The 20,425-nt window shown below is 65.1% G+C and carries 21 protein-coding genes and 1 pseudogene; 10 read left to right on the forward strand and 12 right to left on the reverse strand.

Annotated elements, in window-relative coordinates; genetic code table 11:
* Window positions 1–5: 5 nt before the first annotated feature.
* The 4 genes from IWX85_RS16405 to IWX85_RS16420 form a co-directional block, all read right to left on the reverse strand.
* Entirely contained in the window at window positions 6–260 is a 255-nt protein-coding gene (locus IWX85_RS16405) for a MoaD/ThiS family protein (RefSeq protein ID WP_036807413.1), read from the reverse strand.
* Complete coding sequence (locus IWX85_RS16410) at window positions 257–1,546, reverse strand: NAD(P)/FAD-dependent oxidoreductase (RefSeq protein ID WP_036807416.1); 1,290 nt, start codon at window positions 1,544–1,546, stop codon at window positions 257–259. The genes IWX85_RS16405 and IWX85_RS16410 overlap by 4 nt, the downstream gene beginning before the upstream one ends.
* A gap of 81 nt (window positions 1,547–1,627) precedes the next feature.
* Window positions 1,628–3,475: an aldehyde ferredoxin oxidoreductase family protein gene (locus tag IWX85_RS16415; protein ID WP_196870431.1), complete on the reverse strand. Its 1,848-nt coding sequence runs from the start codon at window positions 3,473–3,475 to the stop codon at window positions 1,628–1,630.
* A 12-nt stretch (window positions 3,476–3,487) separates the two neighbouring features.
* Window positions 3,488–3,964, reverse strand: coding sequence for a 4Fe-4S dicluster domain-containing protein (locus IWX85_RS16420; RefSeq protein WP_196870432.1), 477 nt, complete (start codon window positions 3,962–3,964; stop codon window positions 3,488–3,490).
* A 279-nt stretch (window positions 3,965–4,243) separates the two neighbouring features.
* Here IWX85_RS16420 and IWX85_RS20520 point away from each other — a divergent pair.
* Both IWX85_RS20520 and IWX85_RS20525 read left to right on the forward strand, forming a co-directional pair.
* Window positions 4,244–5,023, forward strand: a pseudogene (locus IWX85_RS20520) (DUF4394 domain-containing protein); the annotation flags it as partial.
* A 172-nt stretch (window positions 5,024–5,195) separates the two neighbouring features.
* Entirely contained in the window at window positions 5,196–5,762 is a 567-nt protein-coding gene (locus IWX85_RS20525; RefSeq protein ID WP_231379873.1) for a DUF4394 domain-containing protein, read from the forward strand.
* 69 nt (window positions 5,763–5,831) lie between these two features.
* Here IWX85_RS20525 and IWX85_RS16430 read toward each other — a convergent pair whose 3' ends face one another.
* Window positions 5,832–6,857 carry a LacI family DNA-binding transcriptional regulator gene (locus IWX85_RS16430; protein WP_036807431.1) on the reverse strand — a complete coding sequence of 342 codons (1,026 nt, stop codon included), beginning with the start codon at window positions 6,855–6,857 and terminating at the stop codon, window positions 5,832–5,834.
* Between the two features lie 183 nt (window positions 6,858–7,040).
* On the opposite strand from IWX85_RS16430, the gene IWX85_RS16435 reads away from it, so the two are divergent.
* The 5 genes from IWX85_RS16435 (at window position 7,041) to IWX85_RS16455 (ending at window position 11,082) form a co-directional block, all read left to right on the forward strand.
* Window positions 7,041–7,550: a gluconokinase gene (locus tag IWX85_RS16435; RefSeq protein WP_036807433.1), complete on the forward strand. Its 510-nt coding sequence runs from the start codon at window positions 7,041–7,043 to the stop codon at window positions 7,548–7,550.
* Window positions 7,547–8,059 (forward strand): TRAP transporter small permease, encoded by a 513-nt coding sequence (locus tag IWX85_RS16440; protein WP_196870433.1) that lies wholly within the window; start codon window positions 7,547–7,549, stop codon window positions 8,057–8,059. The genes IWX85_RS16435 and IWX85_RS16440 overlap by 4 nt, the downstream gene beginning before the upstream one ends.
* Before the next feature lie 4 nt (window positions 8,060–8,063).
* Window positions 8,064–9,356, forward strand: a complete 1,293-nt coding sequence (locus IWX85_RS16445; RefSeq protein ID WP_036807438.1) for a TRAP transporter large permease — start codon at window positions 8,064–8,066, stop codon at window positions 9,354–9,356.
* A 47-nt stretch (window positions 9,357–9,403) separates the two neighbouring features.
* Window positions 9,404–10,423, forward strand: a complete 1,020-nt coding sequence (locus IWX85_RS16450; protein WP_036807441.1) for a TRAP transporter substrate-binding protein — start codon at window positions 9,404–9,406, stop codon at window positions 10,421–10,423.
* Window positions 10,424–10,860: 437 nt separating this feature from the next.
* The gene (locus IWX85_RS16455; RefSeq protein WP_036807443.1) at window positions 10,861–11,082 is read left to right on the forward strand and encodes a YdcH family protein; all 222 of its coding nucleotides are present in this window, start codon (window positions 10,861–10,863) and stop codon (window positions 11,080–11,082) included.
* 34 nt (window positions 11,083–11,116) lie between these two features.
* Here the strand turns inward: IWX85_RS16455 and IWX85_RS16460 are convergent, their stop codons facing one another.
* The 7 genes from IWX85_RS16460 to IWX85_RS16490 form a co-directional block, all read right to left on the reverse strand.
* Window positions 11,117–12,043: a ribokinase gene (locus IWX85_RS16460; RefSeq protein WP_231379874.1), complete on the reverse strand. Its 927-nt coding sequence runs from the start codon at window positions 12,041–12,043 to the stop codon at window positions 11,117–11,119.
* Window positions 12,040–13,335 (reverse strand): TRAP transporter large permease, encoded by a 1,296-nt coding sequence (locus tag IWX85_RS16465; protein WP_196870435.1) that lies wholly within the window; start codon window positions 13,333–13,335, stop codon window positions 12,040–12,042. The genes IWX85_RS16460 and IWX85_RS16465 overlap by 4 nt, the downstream gene beginning before the upstream one ends.
* Window positions 13,332–13,802, reverse strand: a complete 471-nt coding sequence (locus tag IWX85_RS16470; protein ID WP_196870436.1) for a TRAP transporter small permease — start codon at window positions 13,800–13,802, stop codon at window positions 13,332–13,334. Before IWX85_RS16470 ends, IWX85_RS16465 begins: the two co-directional genes overlap by 4 nt.
* Window positions 13,803–13,813: 11 nt before the next feature.
* Window positions 13,814–14,821, reverse strand: a complete 1,008-nt coding sequence (locus IWX85_RS16475; protein WP_196870437.1) for a sialic acid TRAP transporter substrate-binding protein SiaP — start codon at window positions 14,819–14,821, stop codon at window positions 13,814–13,816.
* Window positions 14,822–14,888: 67 nt separating this feature from the next.
* Window positions 14,889–15,833, reverse strand: coding sequence for a dihydrodipicolinate synthase family protein (locus tag IWX85_RS16480; protein WP_196870438.1), 945 nt, complete (start codon window positions 15,831–15,833; stop codon window positions 14,889–14,891).
* The gene (locus tag IWX85_RS16485; protein WP_036807455.1) at window positions 15,830–16,540 is read right to left on the reverse strand and encodes a GntR family transcriptional regulator; all 711 of its coding nucleotides are present in this window, start codon (window positions 16,538–16,540) and stop codon (window positions 15,830–15,832) included. Before IWX85_RS16485 ends, IWX85_RS16480 begins: the two co-directional genes overlap by 4 nt.
* 4 nt (window positions 16,541–16,544) lie before the next feature.
* Window positions 16,545–16,991, reverse strand: coding sequence for an RbsD/FucU family protein (locus IWX85_RS16490; protein WP_196870439.1), 447 nt, complete (start codon window positions 16,989–16,991; stop codon window positions 16,545–16,547).
* Between the two features lie 148 nt (window positions 16,992–17,139).
* Between IWX85_RS16490 and IWX85_RS16495 the strand changes: the two genes are divergently transcribed.
* The 3 genes from IWX85_RS16495 to IWX85_RS16505 are packed head-to-tail and all read left to right on the forward strand — an operon-like array spanning window position 17,140 to window position 20,232.
* Window positions 17,140–18,144 carry an aldo/keto reductase gene (locus IWX85_RS16495; protein WP_196870440.1) on the forward strand — a complete coding sequence of 335 codons (1,005 nt, stop codon included), beginning with the start codon at window positions 17,140–17,142 and terminating at the stop codon, window positions 18,142–18,144.
* The gene (locus tag IWX85_RS16500) at window positions 18,141–18,983 is read left to right on the forward strand and encodes an amidohydrolase (RefSeq protein ID WP_036807462.1); all 843 of its coding nucleotides are present in this window, start codon (window positions 18,141–18,143) and stop codon (window positions 18,981–18,983) included. Before IWX85_RS16495 ends, IWX85_RS16500 begins: the two co-directional genes overlap by 4 nt.
* Window positions 18,984–19,029: 46 nt before the next feature.
* Window positions 19,030–20,232, forward strand: coding sequence for a fumarylacetoacetate hydrolase family protein (locus IWX85_RS16505; protein ID WP_196870441.1), 1,203 nt, complete (start codon window positions 19,030–19,032; stop codon window positions 20,230–20,232).
* Window positions 20,233–20,425: the final 193 nt, after the last annotated feature.

A 20,425-nucleotide genomic window follows, 5' to 3' on the forward strand; every position in this document is an offset into this window, starting at 1 on the left:
CGCGGTCAGCCGCCGGCAATCGGCGGCCAGATGGCCAGCACGTCGCCCTCCAGCAGCGTGGTGCTCAGGCGTTTGTCAGGTTCGATGTAGCGGCCGTTGACCAGCACCAGATGCACCAGTTGGGGCGGCAGGCCGAACGGCGCGATGATCTGGCTGATCGGCGCATCCGCCGCCACGTCGAGTTCGATGATGTTGCTGCGCCGGGCCTCGACCGGCAGGTAGTCGGTCAGGGTGGCGAACAGCTTGAAGGTGATGTTCATCGGCGCTGCCCGTCGCCGGCGCCGTGCCACATGCCCTGTGCCTGCGCGCTGGCAAGGTAGGCCTGCACCAGCCGGGTGGGGTCTTGCTTGAGCTTGTCTTTCCAGGGGCCAAGGTGAATGCCGCCCTCGACCAGCCCGCGCATCACGCCGACATGCTCGGTCCAGCCAACACTGTTGCAGCCCACCAGCACGTCGTCCTTGAACTGCAGGCTCAGGTGCCGGCCCTGGCCGCCGCCCGCCTGGTGCTCGGTCAGTTCGACCTGTTCGCTGCCGGGCACGCCCTGCCAGTTGCCGAAACTGGTCGAGATCAGGCCCAGCGTGTCGAGCACATTGATCTGCGTCACGCCGCGCAATTCAACCCGCTGGCCGACCATGTTCAGCGCCGCCACGCGGGCCTGCTCGGCCGCGTTGGGCTGGATGGCGCTGACAATGGTCGTGCCGCTGATTTTGTCAAAGGCCTCAGCGCAGTCGCCGGCGGCATACACGCCGGGCACGCTGGTTTGCAGGTGCTCGTCGGTCAGCACGCCCTGCAGGCAGGTGATGCCGGAGTTTTCGAGGAAACCGATGTGGGGCTGGACACCGGTGGCGCTGATGACCAGGTCGGCGTCTACCGTCTGGCCGCTGGACAGCCGTACCTTCAGGGGTGCGCCGGGCGCAATGGCTTCCACGCGGGTGCCGGTGAACACCTGCACACCCTGCTTTTCACACCAGTCACGAATCATGCCGCCAGCTGTCAGGCCCATCATGCGCGGCACCATGCGGTCGCCCATCTCGACCACGCTGAGCTGCACGCCGCGCTGCTTGAGCGCTTCCATGATGATGCAGCCGATGAAGCCCGCACCCATCTGCAGCACCCGCGCGCCGGGTCGGGCCAGCGCCATGATCTTGCGCGCGTCGTCGAGCGTCCAGCAGGGATGCACGCCGTCGCTGTCGATGCCGGAAATCGGCGGGCGGGCAGGGCGCGAGCCGGTGGCAATCAGCAGCCGGTCGTAATTTAAACAGCCTCCGCTATTAAGTGCTACGCTTTTAATAGCTACATCCACTGATACAGCCTGCGCGAGCAGCTGATTTATTCTTAAATTGGCAAAATGCGACGGTGTTTTGCGCAGGTAGGTGCCGGCCTCGTCGATGTTGCCCATCAGCAGATAGGGAATCGCCATGCGCGAATACGGCGGCTCGGCCTCGTCGCCGACCAGCGTGATGGTGTCCTGCGGCGCGTGCTTGCGGATGGTTTCGGCGGCAATCACGCCGGCCGGGCCGGCGCCCAGGATGACATGGTGGGTCATTCATCGTTCTCCAGAAAATTCACTGCAATTGCAGAACCCCCATCCCTGCCTTCCCCCAGTGGGGAAGGAGCCAGAAAAAGGCTACAGGCTGAGGCGCTCGCGGGTCTGCGCCGTCGGCACGCCTTCGGCATCCCAGCCGCGCGCGGCATAGTATTTGGGCAGCATCTCGGCCAGCATGTTGACCTTGCCCCTGGCCGGGCCGGTCTTGGCCGCTTCGGTCAGCAGCCGCTTGGGCAGCGAATCGTCGGCCTTGGTGAAGCCAGCGGCGTTGTTGAACTCGCGCTCCATGTTCCAGATGCGCTCGCCGATTTTCTCCAGTTCTTCGGGGGTGAACTGCTCGCCGCAGGCGGCCTGAATCTGTGGTGCCACATCGGCCAGACCCCAGGCGAAAGACGTGAACACGCAGATTCCGGCCGAGTCGAACGCCGCGGTCGCATCCTGGAAAGCCTTGACCAGCTCGGGCTTGCCTTCGTGCTCCAGCGGGTCGGTCTTGACCGGAATGCCCAGCACTTCGGAAGCAATCGTGTAGCCGCGCAAATGGCAGCCGCCCCGGTTCGACGTGGCGTAAGCCAGGCCGATGCCCTGGATGGCGCGGCCGTCGTAGGCCGGGAACTCCTGGCCCTTGGACGACATCGACAAATCCGGATGACCATATTTGGCCGTCAGGCGCTTGGAGCCCTGGCCGATTTCCCTGCCAAAGCCCCGGCCGTAAATGGTTTCCTCGGCCAGAAAGGCCAGGGCGGCGGCCGAGCCAAAGGGCGCATCGATGCCGAGTTGCTCCTTCGTCAGCACGCCCATTTCATACAGCTCCATCACCGCGCCCAGCGTGGCGCCAAAGCTGATCGGGTCGATGCCTTCCTCGTTGCACAGCATGGTGACGTACTGCAGCGTTTCCAGGTCCTTCACGCCATTGGCCGCGCCGAGCGCCCAGGCGGCTTCGTATTCCAGCCCGCCGGACGCGCCCCAGTACTGCGGCTTGTTGGACACGGTGAAATGGCCCTTGTCCATCTTGCTGACCCGGCCGCAGGCAATGGTGCAGCCAAAGCAGGCCTGGTTGGTGATCAGCTGCGCCTTGCCGTCGGTCTCGCGCGGCGTGGCCATGGCTTCGGCTGAAATGTCCTTGGCGCTTTCAAACTGCACGTCCTGGTGGTTGCGGGTCGGCAGGCCGCCGACTTCGTTGATCACGTTCATCAGCACCTGGGTGCCGAAGGTCGGCAAGCCCTGGCCGGTCACGGCGTTGTCATGCAGGATTTTTTTCTTTTCGTAGGTCACCTTCATGAAGGCCCTGGGGTCGCGGATATTGCCCACGCCCTTGGTGCCGCGCACCGCAATCGCCTTCAGGTTCTTGCTGCCCATCACCGTGCCCACGCCCGAGCGGCCGGCGGCGCGGTGCAGGTCGTTGACGACGGCGGCATACAGCACGCCGTTTTCACCCGCCTTGCCGATGCAGGACACGCGGATCAAGGGGTCCTGCAGGCTTTTCTTGATCAGCGGCTCGGTTTCCCAGACGCTCTTCCCCCAAAGGTGGGCGGCGTCGCGCAGCTCGGCGGTGTCGTCGTTGATGTAGAGGTACACCGGCGTGGGTGACTTGCCTTCGAAGATCACCATGTCCCAGCCGGCCATTTTCAGCTCGGCGCCCCAGTAGCCGCCCGAGTTGGAGCAGGCGATGGCGCCGGTCAGCGGGCTCTTGGTGATGACGGTGTAGCGCCCGCCGGTCGAGGCCATGGTGCCGGTCAGCGGCCCGGTGGCCCAGATGATCTTGTTGTCAGGCGACAGCGGATCGACCTTGGGATCGACCTCGGACACCAGGTATTTGCTGCCCAGCCCGCGCGAGCCCAGGTAGCTGTGCGCCCAGTCCATGTTGAGGGGTTCTGCGGTGACGGTGCCCGCCGTCAGGTTGACGCGGAGGATTTTTCCAGCCCATGACATGATCGTGGCTCCTTAAATCGCCGTGGGCTGGTTGCCCAGCTTGTCGGCCCATTGCCGCATCCGGTCCAGGCCGGTCCAGTTGGCGTCGATGAAGGTGATGGCCGCCGTCGGGCAGGCCTCCACGCAGGCCGGCTCGCCGCCACACAGGTCGCACTTTTGCACCTTGCCGGTTTCCTGAACGTAGTTGATGGTGCCGAACGGGCAGGCAATGGTGCAGACCTTGCAGCCGACGCAGGTGGAATCGTTCACCACCTTGGCGCCGGTGAGCTGGTCCAGCGTGATGGCTTCGACCGGGCAGGCATGCAGGCACCAGGCTTCGTCGCACTGGGTGCAGGTGTAGGGCACCTTCTTGCCGGTGTCGTGAAAGTCGAACACCTTGATGCGCGACTTGGCGGGGGCAAACACGCCATAGTTTTCATACGAGCAGGCCATTTCGCACTGCAGGCAGCCAGTGCATTTTTCCGGATTGATGTGCAACACCTTTTGCATGAGGGAAGCTCCTTGGGTAACGGCACCCAGGGATGCCTTGCCTATGAATGAAACCGCCTGTCCATTGTTGGGTTCAAGCCGTCTGGCGACGCTTCGTACTAACCCGGATAGCGGGCTTTTTTTTGTCTTTGCCATGTGTGATATCCGGCGGGCTTGCGGCAGCACCGGTAACCGGAAGTAATGCTGCCGGACAGGTGCATCCAAATCCAGACCTCGCGGGTAGTCCCTGCGTGGCGTGGTGAAACGCCACCGCCTTTCAACTTTTTTGAGGAACCCCTCATGCCCACCTCTCGCGTTTCTTTTTCCCTGGCGCTGCTGGCTGCGGCCGCCCTGGCGGCCTGCGGCAGCAACAACGATGACCAGCCCTTACCGGCGACGCCGCCCGCCACCGCCACCGTCGCCGTCGGCGACACCGTGGCCTTGAGCGTGTCCGGCAGTGTCCTGTCCTTTGACCGGGCAACGCCAGCGACGCTCAAGGGCCGCATCGCGGTCAGCGGCCTGCAGGCCAATGAAAAGCTGGTCGGTCTGGACATGCGCCCGGCCGATGGCCGGCTGTATGCATTGAGCAACCAGGCGCGGCTCTACACGCTGAATGCCGCCACCGGCGTGGCCATGTTCAAGGCGGCACTCTCGGCCGCCGCCGGGGACGACAACCCCTGCACCGCGCTCACGGGCAGCCAGTTCGGCGTCGACTTCAATCCCGTCGCCGACCGGCTGCGCGTCGTCAGCGATACCGGCCTGAACCTGCGCATCGACGTGACGACCGGCGCTGCCACCACCGACGGCATGGTCAACGGCGCAGCCGCCGCAATCACCGCAGCCGCCTACAGCAATGCCTTCGCCGGTACCACCTCGACCCAGCTCTACAGCCTGGAGGCCGCTAGCGGCCAGGTCTACCTGCAGGACCCGCCCAACAATGGCACGCTGACCGCGCCAATGGCGCTGGGTGGCACGTTTGACAGCGCCAACGGCTTTGACATCGACGCCCGCAACAACACCGCCTATGCCGCGCTGACCAGCGGCGGCAGCACGGCGCTGTACACCGTGCCGCTGACCGCCGGCAGCGCCGCGACGCGCATCGGCACCATCGGCACGGGCGAAGCACTGGCCGGGCTGGCCTTGATGCAGCCAGCGACGCCCAAGGTGTATGCGCTGACCCAAGGCAGCCGCCTGGCCAGCTTTGACCCGGCCGCGCCTGTTGACCGTGGATGCGGACAGCGGCGCCAGCACCATGGTCGCCACGCTCAGCGCCGATGCCGCCGACACCACGCTGCCCTGCACCGGCCTGGGCAATGCCGCACGGTTCACGGTGGACTTCAACCCGGTGGCCGACCGCCTGCGCGTGATCAGCGACAACGGGCTGAATGTGCGCATCAATGCCGACACCGGCGCGACCACCACCGACGGCGCCATCAACCGCGCCGGCGTGCCGCCCCTGGTGGCCGGCGGCGCCTACGGCAACAGCTTTGCCGGCACGCGCAGCACCGTGCTGTATGACCTGGACGCCGCCAGCACCGTGCTGGCCCAGCAGGTCCCGCCGAATGACGGCACGCTGGTCAACGTCGGCGCGCTGGCCGTGCCGTTCAGCGGTGCAGCGGCCATGGACATCGCGGGCGGCGCCAACGGGCTGGTGCTGGCGGCCCTGCGCACCGGTGCTGCCGGCCCGTACACGCTGTACACGGTGTCGCTGACGACTGGCGCGGCCACGCTGTACCGCAACACGACCGGCGACGCCACGCGCTCGCTGATTGGCGGCAGCGCCGGGCCGTCGGTGCAGGACATTGCCATCAGGTTTTAAGAAAAATCAGGCGTTTGCGCAGGTGTAGCATGCGTAAGCAGCTATGTTTTCAATAGCATTCAGGCCCGGTCAGGTGCTCTCCCGCACCACCAGCTCATAACCCAGGTCGACGCACGGCGACGCCACGGCGACGCCGTTCATCAACGCCAGCAGCATGCGCGCGGCGGCCGTGCCGATGTCGGCGCGCGGCGTGCGCACCGTGGTCAGCGCCGGCAGCATCTGGTCGCTGCCGGTCAGGTCGTTGAAGCCGGCCACGGCCACGCGCCCTGGCACGGCAATGCCCAGGCGCAGCGCGGCCAGCAGCGCGCCTTGCGCCAGGTCGTCGTTGCAAAAAAACACCGCGTCCACACCGGGCTGCTCGCGCATGATCTGCGCGAACATCCGGGCGCCCAGCGCCATCGACGAGGGCGCGGGATCCAGCCATTCCAGCGCCGGGTTGTACAAACCGGCCGCGCCCAGTTCGCGGCGCCAGCCATCGAGCCGCTGCAGCGTGCGCGCATCGAGCTGCGCCGCCGCAAAGGCGATGCGCCGCCGGCCGCGCGCCAGCAGGTGCCGCGTCATCTCGGCGCCGGCTTCAAGCTGCGAAAAGCCGACGCTGTAGACGCCCGGCGCCTGCGACATTTCCATCAGGTGCACGCAAGGCACGCGGCTTTGCGCCATCAGCGTGCGGGCAGCATCGCTGCGCGCCAGGCCGGTTACCAGCAGGCCGGCCGGGCGCTGCAGCAGTTGCTCGCGCAGCAGCAATTCTTCTTCATCAAGGTTGTAGTGCGTCACGCCCATCAGCGTCTGGTAGCCGGCCGGCCGCAGGCTGCGCTGCACCGCTTCGAACACATCGACGAACAGCGCATTCGAGAGCATCGGGATCAACACCGTGACATGCGCGCTGCGCTGCGACGCCAGTGCGCGGGCGGCCGGGTCGGGCACGTAACCGAGCGTGCGCGCCGCCGCCTGCACCCGCTCGACCAGCGCCCGATCGACGGCACGCTCGCCACGCAGCGCACGTGATACGGTGATCGGGCTGACCCCGGCGGCTTGCGCCACGTCAGACAGGGTGATGCGGCCGGTGGCACGGGAACGGGGGGGGAGTGAAGTCATGAATCCTAGGGAAACTACTGAGTTGTCGTTGCAGGATGCTCGCATAGGATAGCGCTATCCCACGGTGAACGCCAGCCGGAAAATCCCTGAGTTGCCCCTTGCAGGCAGTTGTTGAAACAGATTTTTCCGGCACTCACCTTTTATTTTGGCCCATCAGGATAGCGCTATCCAGAGTTTGAAAACATGACGGAATCCTTAGTAATCATGGGCGTGGCCGGTTGCGGCAAGTCCAGCCTGGGCGCAGCCGTGGCGCAGGCCACGGGCCTGGCGCTGGTCGAAGGCGACAACTTCCACAGCCCCGACAGCCGCGCCAAGATGAGCCAGGGCATCGCCCTGACGGACGCTGACCGCGACGGCTGGCTGTCTGTGCTGGGCGAGCAGTTGCGCGCGCATCCCCAAGGGCTGGTGCTGACCTGCTCGGCCCTGAAACGTTCCTACCGCGAGCGCCTGCGCCAGGCCGCACCTGGCCTGCGCTTCGTCTTTCTCGACATCAACCGCGAACAGGCGCAGGCCCGGGTATCGGCACGGGCGCAGCAGCATTTTTTCTCGACCACGCTGGTGGACAGCCAGTTCGCCACGCTGGAAGACCCCACGGGCGAGCCCGGCGTGCTGCGTGTCGATGCCCTGAAATCGCTGGCAATGCTGCAAGCCGAAGTCAGCCAATGGCTGGTCATGCGCAAGGAGCAGGCATGAACGACGAAACCCTGGTCGAAGCCCCCAAAAGCCGCTTCCAGCGCATCAGCAACGGGCTGCTGGCCAGCTGCCTGGGCGTGATGGCCCTGGCAGTGTTCGTCAACGTCGTGCTGCGCTACGGCTTTGGCAGCGGCCTGCCCGCCAGCGAGGAACTGTCGCGCCTGCTGTTCGTCTGGATGGTGTTCATCGGCGCCACCGCCGCCTACCCGGCCGGCGAGCATATGGCCTTCACCAGCCTGGTCGGCCTGCTCAAGAACCGCCCCGCACTGTTCCTGGGCATGACGATTTTCATTCGCCTGCTGGTGCTGCTGGCCTGCGTGCTGATCGGCTGGGGTGCCTGGCAACAGGTGGGGGTCGGTTATGGCAGCCAGTCGGTGGTGCTCGGTTACTCAACCGCGCTGCTGCCGCTGCCGGCCTTTTTGTGCGCCACGGCCATCGGCCTGATGGCGCTGTTCGAGATCATCCGGCGCACGCCGCTGGACCTGGGCCACACCGTGGAAGTCGAGTGAAGAAATGAGCAACGAAGGCCTCGCATTCATCGTTTTTTCCGTCGGCATGCTGACGCTCATGGGCATCGGCATGAACATGGGCCTGGCATTGGTGCTGACCGGCGCCGGCATGGCCTGGGTGCTGGACTTCTGGGACACCCAGCTGCTGGCGCAAAACCTGGTCGCCGGCGTGGACAGCTTTCCGCTGCTGGCCGTGCCGTTTTTCATCCTGGCCGGCGAACTCATGAACTCGGGCGGCATCAGCCGCCGCATCATTGCCATGGCGCAGGCCTGGGTCGGCCACATTCGCGGCGGCCTGGGCTATGTGGCGATTGGCGCGTCGGTGCTGATGGCCAGCATGAGCGGCTCGGCGCTGGCCGACACCGCCGCGCTGGCGACCATTTTGCTGCCGATGATGCGCAAGCAGGGCTACCCGATGCACACCTCGGCCGGGCTGGTGGCCTCGGGCGGCATCATCGCGCCCATCATTCCGCCGTCGCTGCCCTTCGTGATCTACGGCGTGACGACCAACACCTCGATCTCGTCGCTGTTCCTGGCCGGCATCGTGCCGGGCATCGTCATGGGCGTGGGCCTGATCGTGGCCTGGAAGCTGGTGCTGCGCAAGACCGACCTGCCCGAAGGCCAGCCGCTGCCGATGCGCGAACGGCTGCGCGCCACCGCCAAGGCCTTCTGGGCGCTGTTGATGCCAATCATCATCATCGGCGGCATGAAGACCGGCCTCTTCACGCCGACCGAAGCGGCCGTGGTGGCGGCGTTTTACGCGCTGTTCGTCGCGCTGTTCGTGCACCGCGAAATGAAGCTGCCCGAGGTGCATGGCGTGCTGGTGCGCGCCGCCAAGACGACGGCCATCGTGATGTTCCTGTGCGCCGGCGCCCAGGTCGCCAGCTACATGATCACGCTGGCTGACCTGCCCAGCACGCTGACCGGCTGGCTCGGTCCGCTGGTGGACAGCCCGCGCCTGCTGATGGCGGTGATGATGGTCGTGCTGGTCGTCGTCGGCACCGCGCTCGACCTGACGCCGACCATCCTGATCTTCGCGCCGGTGATGCTGCCGATTGCCGTCAAGGCCGGCATTGACCCGGTGTACTTCGGCCTGATGTTCGTGCTCAACGGCGCCATCGGCCTGATCACGCCACCGGTCGGGACGGTGCTCAACGTGGTGGCCGGTGTCGGCCGTATGCCGCTGCACCAGGTGATTCGCGGCGTGAATCCGTTTTTGATCACCTACACGCTGATCCTGTTCCTGTTCGTGCTGTTCCCGCAGATCGTCACCGCGCCCGTCGCGTGGATGCGCTGAAGTTTTCCAATCTTTTCAACTTTCCCCCTCAACCCCAGGAGACTCCCATGACATTTCTTCGCAGAACCCTTGTCGCCGCTGCCGCCGCAGCAACGCTGACCGCCTCTTTTTCCGCATTGGCGCAGGACATCAAGCCGCGCCTGATCCGCTTCGGCTACGGCCTGAACGAAGCCAGCAACCAGGGCCGCGCCGCCAAGGTGTTTGCCGACGCGGTTGAAAAAGCCTCGGGCGGCAAGATGAAGGTGCGCGCCATCGGCGCCGCCGCGCTGGGCCCCGACACCCAGATGCAGCAGGCCCTGATTGGCGGTGCGCAGGAAATGATGGTCGGTTCGACCGCCACGCTGGTCGGCATCACCAAGGAAATGGCGCTGTGGGACACGCCTTTCCTGATCAGCAATGCCAAGGAAGCCGACACCTTGCTCGACGGCCCGATCGGCGAAAAAATCAAGGACAAGCTGCAGGAAAAAGGCCTGGTCGGCCTGGTGTACTGGGAAAACGGCTTTCGCAACCTGACCAACAGCAAGCGCCCGGTCACCAAGGTCGAAGACCTCGACGGCATCAAGCTGCGCGTGATGCAGAACAACGTGTTTTTGAACAGCTTCAAGACATTGGGCGCCAACGCGATTCCGATGGCGTTTTCAGAACTGTTCGGCGCGCTCGAAACCAAGACGGTTGACGGCCAGGAAAATCCGTACAACACCATCTTGTCGAGCAAGTTCTACGAGGTGCAAAAGTACCTGACCGTGACCAACCACGTCTACAGCCCGTGGATCGTGCTGGTCAGCAAAAAATGGTGGGACACCCTGTCGCAGACCGAGCAAAAGATCTTGACCGATGCCGCCAAGACCAGCCGTGACTTTGAACGCAAGGACACCCGCGAAGAAGCTTCCAGGGCCATGGCCGACCTCAAGTCCAAGGGCATGCTGGTCAACGAGCTGTCGCCGCTTGAAGCCGAGCGCATGCGCAGCAAGCTGACCGGCGTGTATGCCCAGGTCGCCACCGAAGTCGGCATGGACCTGTGGAACGAAACGCAAAAAGAACTGGCCCGGATTCGCGGCACGAAGTAAGCGACTCGGCAGGGCGTCACGTTTTGCGCCCTGCGAAATCAGGCGGCCTGGTACGAATTACTATTAAATAAATAGCTGCTCGCGCATAGCAGCATTGCGCAAACAGCACTTTTCTCTTGTAATTTTGATTTGGCGGCAACAACGGCTTGGCCACGCTTCGTTTTCAGGAAGACAGACTGCCGACAATCTTTCACGCCTGCACAACGGCGGCGGTCTGCGGCTCGACGACTTGCCGGCATCCTGAATGGCAATGCGATGCGCCTGTTGGGCATGGCGCAAACGTCGCTTTGCAACAGGCCGGCATTCGTCTTGCAGGCAGGCGGGAATAAACACTGCGCGCGCCAGTCTGGCAGCGGCCTATAGTGAATGCCATCACCTCGCGTTCGTAGCCCTGCTTTTTTACGGGCCGGGCGCGCGTTGTTTCATCAGGAGTTTTTATGTTTCCCGAATACCGCGACCTCATCACGCAACTGAAAACCACGGACAACCACTTCACCCGCCTGTTCGACGAGCACAACGCCGCGGACCAGAAGATCACAAACATGGAGTCCGGCATCGACATGGCGACACCCGACGAAATCGAAGTCCTGAAGAAAGAAAAACTGCAGCTCAAGGACCAGCTTTACGCCATCCTCAAAAAGGCTGAAACCGAAAGCTGAAACGCAAGGGACTTGAAGCGGCCGCGCATTCCGCTCAAGCCAGCAGGGCCGTCACCTCGGCCCGGGTCGGGATGCCGGTGATGGCGCCATGCCGCGTCACCGACAGCGCGGCGGCCGCGTTGGCCCACTGCATCGCGGCTGGCAACGCTTCGCCACGCGCCAAGGCTGCGGCCAGGCTGCCCGTGAAGGTGTCGCCGGCGCCTATTGTGTCGGCCACCTGCATCGCGCGGCCTGCCAGATCAACCGGCACCTGACCACGCCGGTAGAGCCGGCAGCCTGAGGCGCCCAATGTCACCAGCACATTGCGCATGCCGCGTGCCAGCAAGGCCATGGCAGCCGCATCGACCGACCCCGCGCAGCCGGGTCCGGCCAGTTCGAACAACTCGCTTTCATTCGGCGTCAGCACATCGACCAGCGCCAGCAGTTCCCCAGGCAGCGGCCGGGCAGGGGCCGGATTCAACACGGTCATCGCATGGGCCTGCCGGGCCAGCCGGAAGGCCTGCAGCGTGGCTTCGAGAGGCACTTCGCACGAGGCCATCACGACCCGGCAATGCGTCAGCAGATCGGCGGCCGCCAGCGCATGCCGCGCGCCCAGGCCCGCGCCCGCGCCCGGATACACCGCGATGCTGTTGTCGCCGTCGTCATACACCAGGATTTGCGCCACGCCGCTGCGCTCGCCGGCGGCCTGCTCGACATGGCCGGTGGCAATGCCTTCGGCCCGCCACAGGTCCAGGCCCATGCGGCCAAAGTCGTCGTCGCCGATGCGTGCAATCAGCGCCACGCGGGCGCCCTGGCGGGCGGCGGCGACGGCGGCATTGCTGCCCTTGCCGCCCGGGCTGATACTGAAAGCACGGGCCATCAGCGTCTCGCCCCGGGCCACGGGCCGTGCCACATGCGACACCAGGTCGGCATTCCAGCTGGCGACGCAGACCACGTCACAGGGTTCGGCCGCCCTCATCATTTGCCGCCGTAGCCCATCTGGTGCGGCAGCCACAGCACGATCTGCGGAAACAGCGTCATCAGCACCAGCGCCACCAGCAGCACGCCGATGAACAGCCAGGCCTCGCGGATCATGCCCTTGAGCGACACGCCGGCCAGCGCATTGATGACGAACAGCAGCATGCCGAAAGGCGGCGTGACCAGCCCGATCATCATGTTGACGGCCAGCACCACGCCCAGGTGCACCAGGTCAATGCCCAGCAGCTTGGCGGTGGGCAGCAAGATGGGCACTAGCACCAGCAGCATGATGGAAGTGTCCAGAAAGCAGCCCAGCACCAGGAACAGCACATTGACCAGCAGCAGAAAACCCAGCGGCGACAGTTCCATGCCGGTCAGCCACGCGGCCACCAGCCCGGGAACGTTTTCGGCCGTGAAGGCGTAGTTGATGACAAACGCCGAGGCAATGATCAGCGTGACCGAGGCGCTGGCCTTGGACGACTCGACCAGAATCTCGTACAGCCGCCGCCAGCTGAGCGCGCGGTAGACGAGGCTGGACAAAAACAATGCATACAGCGCCGCCACCGACGCCGCTTCGGTCGGCGTGAAAATGCCGGTGTAGATGCCGCCCAGCAGCACGACCGGCAACGTCAGCGGCAGGATGCCGCGCAGCAAAATGCGCGGATAGGCCTGCAGCGCCATCTTCTCGCCGCGCGGCAGGTTGCGCTTGGCGGCAACGACCTGCACCGCCAGCATCAGGGCCACGGCCATCAGCAGACCGGGAACGACACCGCCCAAAAACAGCGCGCCCACCGACGCACCCGACACCATGGCATAGATCACCAGCGGAATCGACGGCGGAATGATCGGGCCGATGGTCGATGACGCCGCCGTCAGCGCGCCGGCAAATTCGGCGCTGTAGCCGTTTTTCTGCATCATGCGGATACTCACGATGCCCGGGCCGGCCGCGTCGGCAATGGCGCTGCCGCTCATGCCCGAGAAAATCACGCTGACGATGATGTTGACATGCGCCAGCCCGCCGCGCAGCCGGCCGACGATGGCCAGCGCAAAGTCAAACAGGCGCTCGCTGACGGTGCCCGAGTTCATCACCGACGCGGCAAAAATAAACAGCGGCACGGCCAGCAAGATGTAGCTGTTGTACAGGCCGTTGAGCACCTGCTCGGCCACCAGCCCCAGGTCTTGGCGCTTGAACACCAGGTAGGACACGCCGCTGATCAACATGCCAAAACCGATCGGCAGGCGCAGCACCAGCGTCACCACCAGCATGCCGAGCAACACCATCAAGGCCTGGCTCATAGCTGCTCCTTCCAGTTGCGCCCGAGCAAACGGACGAACTTGACGACATATTGAAGGCCGATGACCGCCACAAACAGGATGAAGGGCGCAAATACATAGGAAAAGGGAATGTCCAGCACCGGCGTTTTCTCGCGGTGCATGAAGCGCACATAGTCAAACGCCTCGGGCAGCATCCACAGCAGCAGGCCGGCCGTCAGGGCAGCGCCCAGCAGGCCGAAAATCCGCTGCCCGCCGGGCGGCAGGGCGGCGTACACCAGGTCGAGCATGACGTGTTCTTTTTCCTTGAGCAGCGTGGCGGCACTCCAGAACACCATCAGGATGTACAGCACCACGATCAGCTCGTCCGACCAGGCCAACGGCCGGTTGAACAGGAAGCGCATGCCGACCTGCACCACGAACACCCCAAAAAGCAGGGCAAAAACGGCCGCAGCCACGCCTTCGGCGATACGCCGTGAACGCTCCAGCATGGACATCTCCTTTATTGGGTCTGGTTCACGCGCTCAAGCAGTCCCTTGGGCCAGACCTTGGCGTAATCCGAGTTCTGGTAGGTGGTTTGCACCGACTTGCGAAAGGCGTCCACGTCGGGCGTGGTCACCTGCAGGCCTTGCTGCTTGAAGAACTCGACCAGTTGCCCTTCTTCCTTGAGGCGGTTGTCGTTGTTGTAGGTGGACGCGGCCTGCGCCGCTGCGGTGACCTTCTGCTTTTGCGCCGTATTCATGGCGCCCCAGGCCTTGTTGGATACCGCAATGAAGATCCCATCGACCAGATGGCTGGTCAGCACGATCTGCTTGGTGACTTCATAGAACTTGGCGGCGCGCACCGACGGCAGCGGGTTGTCCTGGCCGTCGATGGTGCCGGTCTTCAGCCCCAGGTACACCTCGCCAAAGGCCAGCGGGGTGGCGGTAGCGCCCAGCGCTTCGCCTAAAAACAGCCATTCCTTGGTGCCGGGCATGCGCAGCTTCACGCCCTTGAGGTCGGTCGGCGTCTTGACATTGCGCACTTCGCGCAGGTTGACCTGCCGGGTGCCGAGGTACACGGTGGACAGCGGCGTCACGTCCATTTTTTCAGAAACGGTCTTGAACAGCTCGGCGCCGATCGGTCCGTTAAACACCTTTTGCTGGTGCTCCGGGTCACGAATGACATAGCCCGCAGTAAAGAGCGAGAACTCGGGCACCAGCTTGGCAATGTCGAAGGCGGAAATGGACGACAGCTCCAGGTTGCCGCGCGCCATGGCGGCCGGCTCGGTGCCTTGCTTGAACAGCGAGGCGTTCAGGTTGATCTGCACGTCGAATTCGCCGGGCGCGGATTTTTCCAGGTTGTCCTTGAACACCGTCCACATCTTGGCGTGCCAGTCGTCCGGCACGGCCGGGGTGGACACGCGCAGCACCACCTTGTTCTGGGCCTGGGCGGGGGACAGCAGCGTGCCCATCAGCAGGACGGCTGAAGCACTGGCCAGCAGGGTGCGGCGAAGCAGGGAAGTTTTCATGGGGATGTCTCCTTGTTGTTTATCGGTGGCTAAGGTGTCAAAACCGGGTCCGTCGGTGGGGCCCGGCTCAGTCGGATTCCGGAGCCATGCCGAAATCCCGAATGGTTTTTTCCAGTCGCTGGAACTCATCAGGTGTCAGGGCGACCAGCGGCGGGCGCACACGCAGCCAGCCCGGCTCACCGCTGAACAGGGCCATGATGCCCTTGAGCGCCGGCATCAGCGAATAGTCGCCCAGCAGGCCGATCAGCCGGACCACGCGTTCGCGGTCGGCGGGTGTGACGTCTGCATCGGGTTGCGTCACCAGGCGGCTGACCACGCGCGGCATGAAGTTGGCCAGGCCGCTGATGGCGCCCGTGCTGCCGCGCCGGCCCATTTCCGGCAGGTCGGGCTCGAAGCCGACGTACACCGTCAGGTCCTTCATGAAAGCCTCGGCCAGTCCGATGGAATGCGCGGTCGTGCAGGCGCTGTCCTTGATGCCCAGGATGGTGTCGGGGTACATCGACTTGAGCGTGGCGATGACGTGGTGCGACAGGCCGACGCCGGTGACCTGCGGAATGTGGTACAGGTACAGCTTGAGCTGGGGCAGGTCTTGGCCCATGCCGTCGATCACATGGCGGTAACAGTCGATCACGCCCTGGTCGGACACGCCCTTGAGGAAAAACGGCGGCAGCATCAGGCAGCCATGTACGCCGGCCCTCACCGCATGGCGCGTGAGTTCCAGCGTTTCGGGCAGGGCGGCGCAGCTGGTGGACACCATGATCCGGTCGGCCGGAATGCCGTTGGCCATCAGCTGCTCGATGGCTTCCTTGCGCTCGGCCATGGAAAACGACGGGCCTTCGCCGGTGGTGCCAAAGGCGGTCACGCCGGCGCAGCCTCGGGCCATCAGCGACTTGCAGTGCGCGGCCAGCCGGGCATGGTCAATGCTCAGGTCGGCCTTTAGCGGGGTGAGCAACGCCGGCCAGATGCCACTGAAGGCGGCGGATTTTTGTTCAGGATTGGGGGGCGTGGTCATCCAGGGTTCTCCAAAGACCACGGCATTGCAGGCCGCGGCAGTCCAAGCACGCGAAGGTGCGCGCTTTCAATGTGGTGGCCTAGCCGCTCCAGCACGGCTTGCGCGTCGCGCCGCTTCAGCGCCTCGATGAACCAGAGGTGCTCTTCCATCGCCGGAACCAGCACCTGCGGCGACAGCGTCGAGCCTTCGAGCTTGATCAGGCGAACGCGCAGGCTGTTGATGCGATACACCTCGGAAATCAGCTCGTTGCCCAATGCGTCGATCATCAGGTCGTGCAGGCCCCAGTCCACCGCCGTGGCATCCTTGAGCAGCACATCATCAATCGCGCTGCCGCTGCGCGCGCGCTGCACGATGTCCAAGTGGCTTTGCTCGATGGCGGCCAGGTCCCGGTCGGACACCGTCGTCACAAAGCGGCTGGCGGCTTCGCGTTCGAGCAGCTGACGCAACTGGAAGGCGTTGTTGATCAGCTTCAGATCGACATGCGCCACCTGCAGGCCGCGCTGCGGCACGGTTTTCAGCAACCCCTCGGCTTCCAGGCGCGGAATCAGCTCGCGCACCGCGCCCAGCGGCATGCCGAGCAGTTGCATCAGTTCGCGCTGCGAGATGAACTGGCCGGGGCGAATGTTGGCATCGACGATTTGCTGCTGAAAGCTTTCGTAGGCCTGTGCGCGCAGGCTCAAAGGCGAGGTGTGGGGCAGGGTGCTCATGGACTCAAGCCGCGTCGCTGGCGATGACGCCCTTGCGCAGCAAAATGTTGCCGTATGCGCGCGTCTCGCCGGTGCGCAGAATCAGGAAGGCCGACTGCGCGCGCTGGTAAAAATCAAAGCTCTCCAAGGTCGCGGCGGGCGCTTCGCCAGCCTGCCGCAGTTCGGCCGCGAACTCGGCCACGGGTTCGGGAATCGCATCCGCATCGCCAACCACCTGCATGGTCCAGGCCGCTTGCGGCACGAAATCGTCGAGCGGCAGGACCTGCAGCACGGCCTTGAGCGCTTGCGTGGCGTTGGCCCCGGCCAGCTGCACCAGCCGCGCACCGCCTTTGCCGGCCGTGCCGGCTGCCGGAAAATTCGCATCGACGATGGCCACGTCGTCGCCATGGCCCATGCTGGCCAGCGCATGCAGGGCATCGGGCGTCAGCAGCGGGGGAATGTTTTTCAGCATGCGTCGAGCGTGGTTTACGGGTCAGTGCGGCGTTGGATCAAGGCGTGAAGGTGGTGCAATTTGTGGTCGGAACCTCGGGATTTCCCGGTGCCAAGAACTAACATGTTAGTTATACGATTGGTAAACTTTTATCAGGATTTACCCTGAAATGACTTTTTTCTTTCCTCCCTGCGCTGGCAGCGGCTTGCGGCTCGGCCTGGGCGGCGCGCCACTGGGCAACCTGTTTGAAGCGGTCAGCGATGATGAAGCCCGGCAACTGGTGGATGCGGCATGGCACAGCGGCTGCCGCAGCTTTGACACCGCGCCGCACTACGGCCACGGCCTGTCCGAACACCGGCTGGGCGCTGCACTGCGCGGCCAGCCGCGCGGCGGCTTCGTGTTGTCGAGCAAGGTCGGGCGGCTGCTCACGCCCGATGCTGCTGCCGCGCGCGCCCAGCATGGCTATGTAGACATCCTGCCGTTCCGGCAAGCCTGGGATTTCAGCACCGCCGGCACACGCCGCAGCGTGGAGGACAGCCTGCAGCGGCTGGGCCTGGCCCGGTTCGACGTGGCCTATGTGCATGATCCCGACGCGGCCACGCACGGCACGAACGCGCCAAAGGTGCTGCGGCAGGTGCTGGACGAAACGCTGCCGGCGCTGCGGCAACTCCAGGAGGAAGGCCTGGTCGGCGCCATCGGGCTGGGCACCAATGACGTGAACGTGGTGCGACAGGTGCTGGCCGAAGCCGCCCTCGATGCGCTGATGCTGGCCGGCCGCTACAGCCTGCTGGACCACAGCGCGCTGGCCGAACTGCTGCCGCAATGCACAGCGCGCGGCGTGCGGGTGGCGCTGGGCGGGGTGTTCAATTCGGGCATTCTGGCCACCGGCACGCGCGGCGGTTCGGCGACGTTCAACTACGCACCGGCGGCGCGTGAATGGGTGGAACGCACCGCCCGGATCGAATCGGTGTGTGATGTTTTTGGCGTTCCCCTGCGTGCGGCGGCCCTGCAATTTCCCCTCGCGCATCCGGCGGTGGAAATCGTCATGCTGGGCGCGCGCAAGGTGGCGGAATGGGAGGATGCGCAAGCCATGCTGCGGCATCCAATAGCGCCTGAATTCTGGGCCGCGCTGCGGGCACAAGGGCTGATTCCTGACGCGGCGCCCACGCCATGAGCATCGACGCCCACTTTCATTGCTGGCAGCTGGCGCGTGGCGACTATGGCTGGCTCACGCACGCGCTGGCGCCAATCTGCCGCGATGTGGCGGTTGATGACTGGCAGGCGCAGTCGGCACCGCATGGCGTGACCGGCGGCGTGCTGGTACAGGCTGCGCCGACCGAAGCGGAAACCGCTTTCCTGCTGGCGCAGGCCGACGCCCACCCGGCCGTGCTGGGCGTGGTCGGCTGGGTCGATCTGGCGGCCGCCGACGCGCCGGCACGCATTGAACGGCTGGCGCGCCAGCCCCGGCTCAAGGGCTTGCGCCCCATGCTCCAGGACCTGCCGGACGCCGAATGGATCCTGCAGCCCGCGCTGGCACCGGCGCTGCGGGCCATGGCCGACTGCCATCTGGTGCTCGACGCGCTGGTCAAGCCGGTGCATCTGCCGCACCTCCTGACGCTGGCCGGGCGTCATCCGGCGTTGCGCATCGTCATCGACCACGCCGGCAAGCCCGACATGGCCGCCGCCCTATGGCAGCCATGGGCCGACGGCATGGCCCGGCTGGCTTCGCAGACCAATGTTTTTTGCAAACTCTCCGGCCTGCTGACCGAGGCCGGACCCGCGCCCGCCCCCGGTGCGGTACGGCCCTGGGCCGCGCATGTGCTGGCCTGCTTTGGCGCCGACCGGCTGGTGTGGGGCAGCGACTGGCCGGTGCTTGAACTGGCTGGCAGCTATGGCCAGTGGTTCGCCGAAACGCGGCACTTGCTCGCCGGCCTGGGTCCGCAGGCGCGAGACGCCGTGATGGAGGGCAATGCCCGGCGGCTCTACCGGCTGCCGCCGGCATCCGATACCTGAATCTTTCCTTTCCACGCAATCACAACTTAAAAACGGAGACATTCCCATGAAAAAACCGCCTGCCACGCATTGGCTGCCTGACGACGGACTCACCGGAACCCTGGTCGGCCGCGCCTGGGTTCCCGGCCCGGTGCCGGGGCCATCGGTCATCGTCTTGCGTCCGGACGGCGTGTACGACCTGTCGGCGCATTTCGCCACCATGAGCGACCTGCTCGATGCGGCCGATCCGGTGGCGCAGGTGCGCGCCGCCCCCGGGCGCCGGGTTGGCAGCATCGACCAGCTGATGCCCGACTCAGGGGTGCAGTCTGACGACCCGCAAGTGCTGCGCCTGCTTGCGCCCTGCGACCTGCAAGTCATCAAGGCCGCCGGCGTGACCTTTGCCGCCAGCCTGATCGAGCGGGTGATCGAGGAGCAGGCCCGGGGCGACGCCGCGCAGGCGGACGCCGTGCGCCGGCAGGTTGTGGAACTGCTGGGCGGCGACCTGGCCGCCATCCGCCCCGGTTCGCCGCAGGCCATGCAGCTCAAGGCACTGCTGATCGACAAAGGCCTGTGGTCGCAGTACCTCGAAGTCGGCATCGGCCCCGATGCCGAGGTGTTCACCAAGGCGCCGGTGCTGTCCAGCGTCGGCAGCGGCGCGCAGATCGGCATCCATCCCGGCTCGGCCTGGAACAACCCCGAGCCCGAGATCGTCCTGGCCGTGAACAGCCGGGGCGACACCGTGGGCGCCAGCCTGGGCAACGACGTGAACCTGCGCGACTTCGAGGGCCGCAGCGCGCTGCTGCTGGGCAAGGCCAAGGACAACAACGCCTCGTGCGCCATCGGGCCCTTCATCCGGCTGTTCGATGCCAGTTACTCCCTTGACGATGTGCGCCGCTGCACCGTCAGCCTGCAGGTCGAAGGGCTTGACGGTTTCGCGCTGCAGGGCAGCAGCTCGATGGCGCAGATCAGCCGCGACCCGCTGGACCTGGTGGCGCAGACGCTGGGCGCGCACCACCAGTATCCCGATGGCGTGATGCTGTTCCTCGGCACCCTGTTTGCGCCGACGCAGGACCGGGGCCAGCCCGGCAGCGGCTTCACCCATCAGCTCGGCGACGTGGTGCACATTTCCAGCCCGCAGCTCGGCCGGCTGGTGAATGACGTGAACCACTGCGACCGGGTGGCGCCCTGGACCTTCGGGCTGCGCGCGTTCTATGCCAACCTGTTGGCCCGCGGGCTGCGGGTGCAAACCGGAGACAGCACGGCGCCGTGACAGGGTAACCACTGGCCGTTTCAACCAGGTGTTTTTCTCCCGACATTTTCATTTGCGCGACATAAATCCAGGCACCGCCACTTTCGAAACATGCGCTTTCAGCCTTCCCGGGCGAAAGCACAGTTTTGCAATGGGAAGCTAATTTATAAACGTTGCAAACGTTGCAACGTATTGTTGTGCGGTCTTCGAGGCC

This window comes from Polaromonas sp. CG_9.11 (assembly GCF_015752225.1).
Taxonomy (GTDB): Bacteria; Pseudomonadota; Gammaproteobacteria; order Burkholderiales; family Burkholderiaceae_C; genus Polaromonas.

What these genes read in the sequence shown, in the direction of transcription:
- IWX85_RS16420 (WP_196870432.1), bottom strand. Translation starts at nt 3,964, where the DNA reads ATGCAAAAGGTGTTGCACATCAATCCGGAAAAATGCACTGGCTGCCTG.
- IWX85_RS16475 (WP_196870437.1), bottom strand. Translation starts at nt 14,821, where the DNA reads ATGAAAACTTCCCTGCTTCGCCGCACCCTGCTGGCCAGTGCTTCAGCC.
- IWX85_RS16465 (WP_196870435.1), bottom strand. Translation starts at nt 13,335, where the DNA reads ATGAGCCAGGCCTTGATGGTGTTGCTCGGCATGCTGGTGGTGACGCTG.
- IWX85_RS16470 (WP_196870436.1), bottom strand. Translation starts at nt 13,802, where the DNA reads ATGCTGGAGCGTTCACGGCGTATCGCCGAAGGCGTGGCTGCGGCCGTT.
- IWX85_RS16460 (WP_231379874.1), bottom strand. Translation starts at nt 12,043, where the DNA reads ATGATGAGGGCGGCCGAACCCTGTGACGTGGTCTGCGTCGCCAGCTGG.
- IWX85_RS16490 (WP_196870439.1), bottom strand. Translation starts at nt 16,991, where the DNA reads ATGCTGAAAAACATTCCCCCGCTGCTGACGCCCGATGCCCTGCATGCG.
- IWX85_RS16430 (WP_036807431.1), bottom strand. Translation starts at nt 6,857, where the DNA reads ATGACTTCACTCCCCCCCCGTTCCCGTGCCACCGGCCGCATCACCCTG.
- IWX85_RS16455 (WP_036807443.1), top strand. Translation starts at nt 10,861, where the DNA reads ATGTTTCCCGAATACCGCGACCTCATCACGCAACTGAAAACCACGGAC.
- IWX85_RS16505 (WP_196870441.1), top strand. Translation starts at nt 19,030, where the DNA reads ATGAAAAAACCGCCTGCCACGCATTGGCTGCCTGACGACGGACTCACC.
- IWX85_RS16435 (WP_036807433.1), top strand. Translation starts at nt 7,041, where the DNA reads ATGACGGAATCCTTAGTAATCATGGGCGTGGCCGGTTGCGGCAAGTCC.
- IWX85_RS16405 (WP_036807413.1), bottom strand. Translation starts at nt 260, where the DNA reads ATGAACATCACCTTCAAGCTGTTCGCCACCCTGACCGACTACCTGCCG.
- IWX85_RS16410 (WP_036807416.1), bottom strand. Translation starts at nt 1,546, where the DNA reads ATGACCCACCATGTCATCCTGGGCGCCGGCCCGGCCGGCGTGATTGCC.
- IWX85_RS16480 (WP_196870438.1), bottom strand. Translation starts at nt 15,833, where the DNA reads ATGACCACGCCCCCCAATCCTGAACAAAAATCCGCCGCCTTCAGTGGC.
- IWX85_RS16415 (WP_196870431.1), bottom strand. Translation starts at nt 3,475, where the DNA reads ATGTCATGGGCTGGAAAAATCCTCCGCGTCAACCTGACGGCGGGCACC.
- IWX85_RS16495 (WP_196870440.1), top strand. Translation starts at nt 17,140, where the DNA reads ATGACTTTTTTCTTTCCTCCCTGCGCTGGCAGCGGCTTGCGGCTCGGC.
- IWX85_RS20525 (WP_231379873.1), top strand. Translation starts at nt 5,196, where the DNA reads ATGGTCGCCACGCTCAGCGCCGATGCCGCCGACACCACGCTGCCCTGC.
- IWX85_RS16500 (WP_036807462.1), top strand. Translation starts at nt 18,141, where the DNA reads ATGAGCATCGACGCCCACTTTCATTGCTGGCAGCTGGCGCGTGGCGAC.
- IWX85_RS16450 (WP_036807441.1), top strand. Translation starts at nt 9,404, where the DNA reads ATGACATTTCTTCGCAGAACCCTTGTCGCCGCTGCCGCCGCAGCAACG.
- IWX85_RS16440 (WP_196870433.1), top strand. Translation starts at nt 7,547, where the DNA reads ATGAACGACGAAACCCTGGTCGAAGCCCCCAAAAGCCGCTTCCAGCGC.
- IWX85_RS16445 (WP_036807438.1), top strand. Translation starts at nt 8,064, where the DNA reads ATGAGCAACGAAGGCCTCGCATTCATCGTTTTTTCCGTCGGCATGCTG.
- IWX85_RS16485 (WP_036807455.1), bottom strand. Translation starts at nt 16,540, where the DNA reads ATGAGCACCCTGCCCCACACCTCGCCTTTGAGCCTGCGCGCACAGGCC.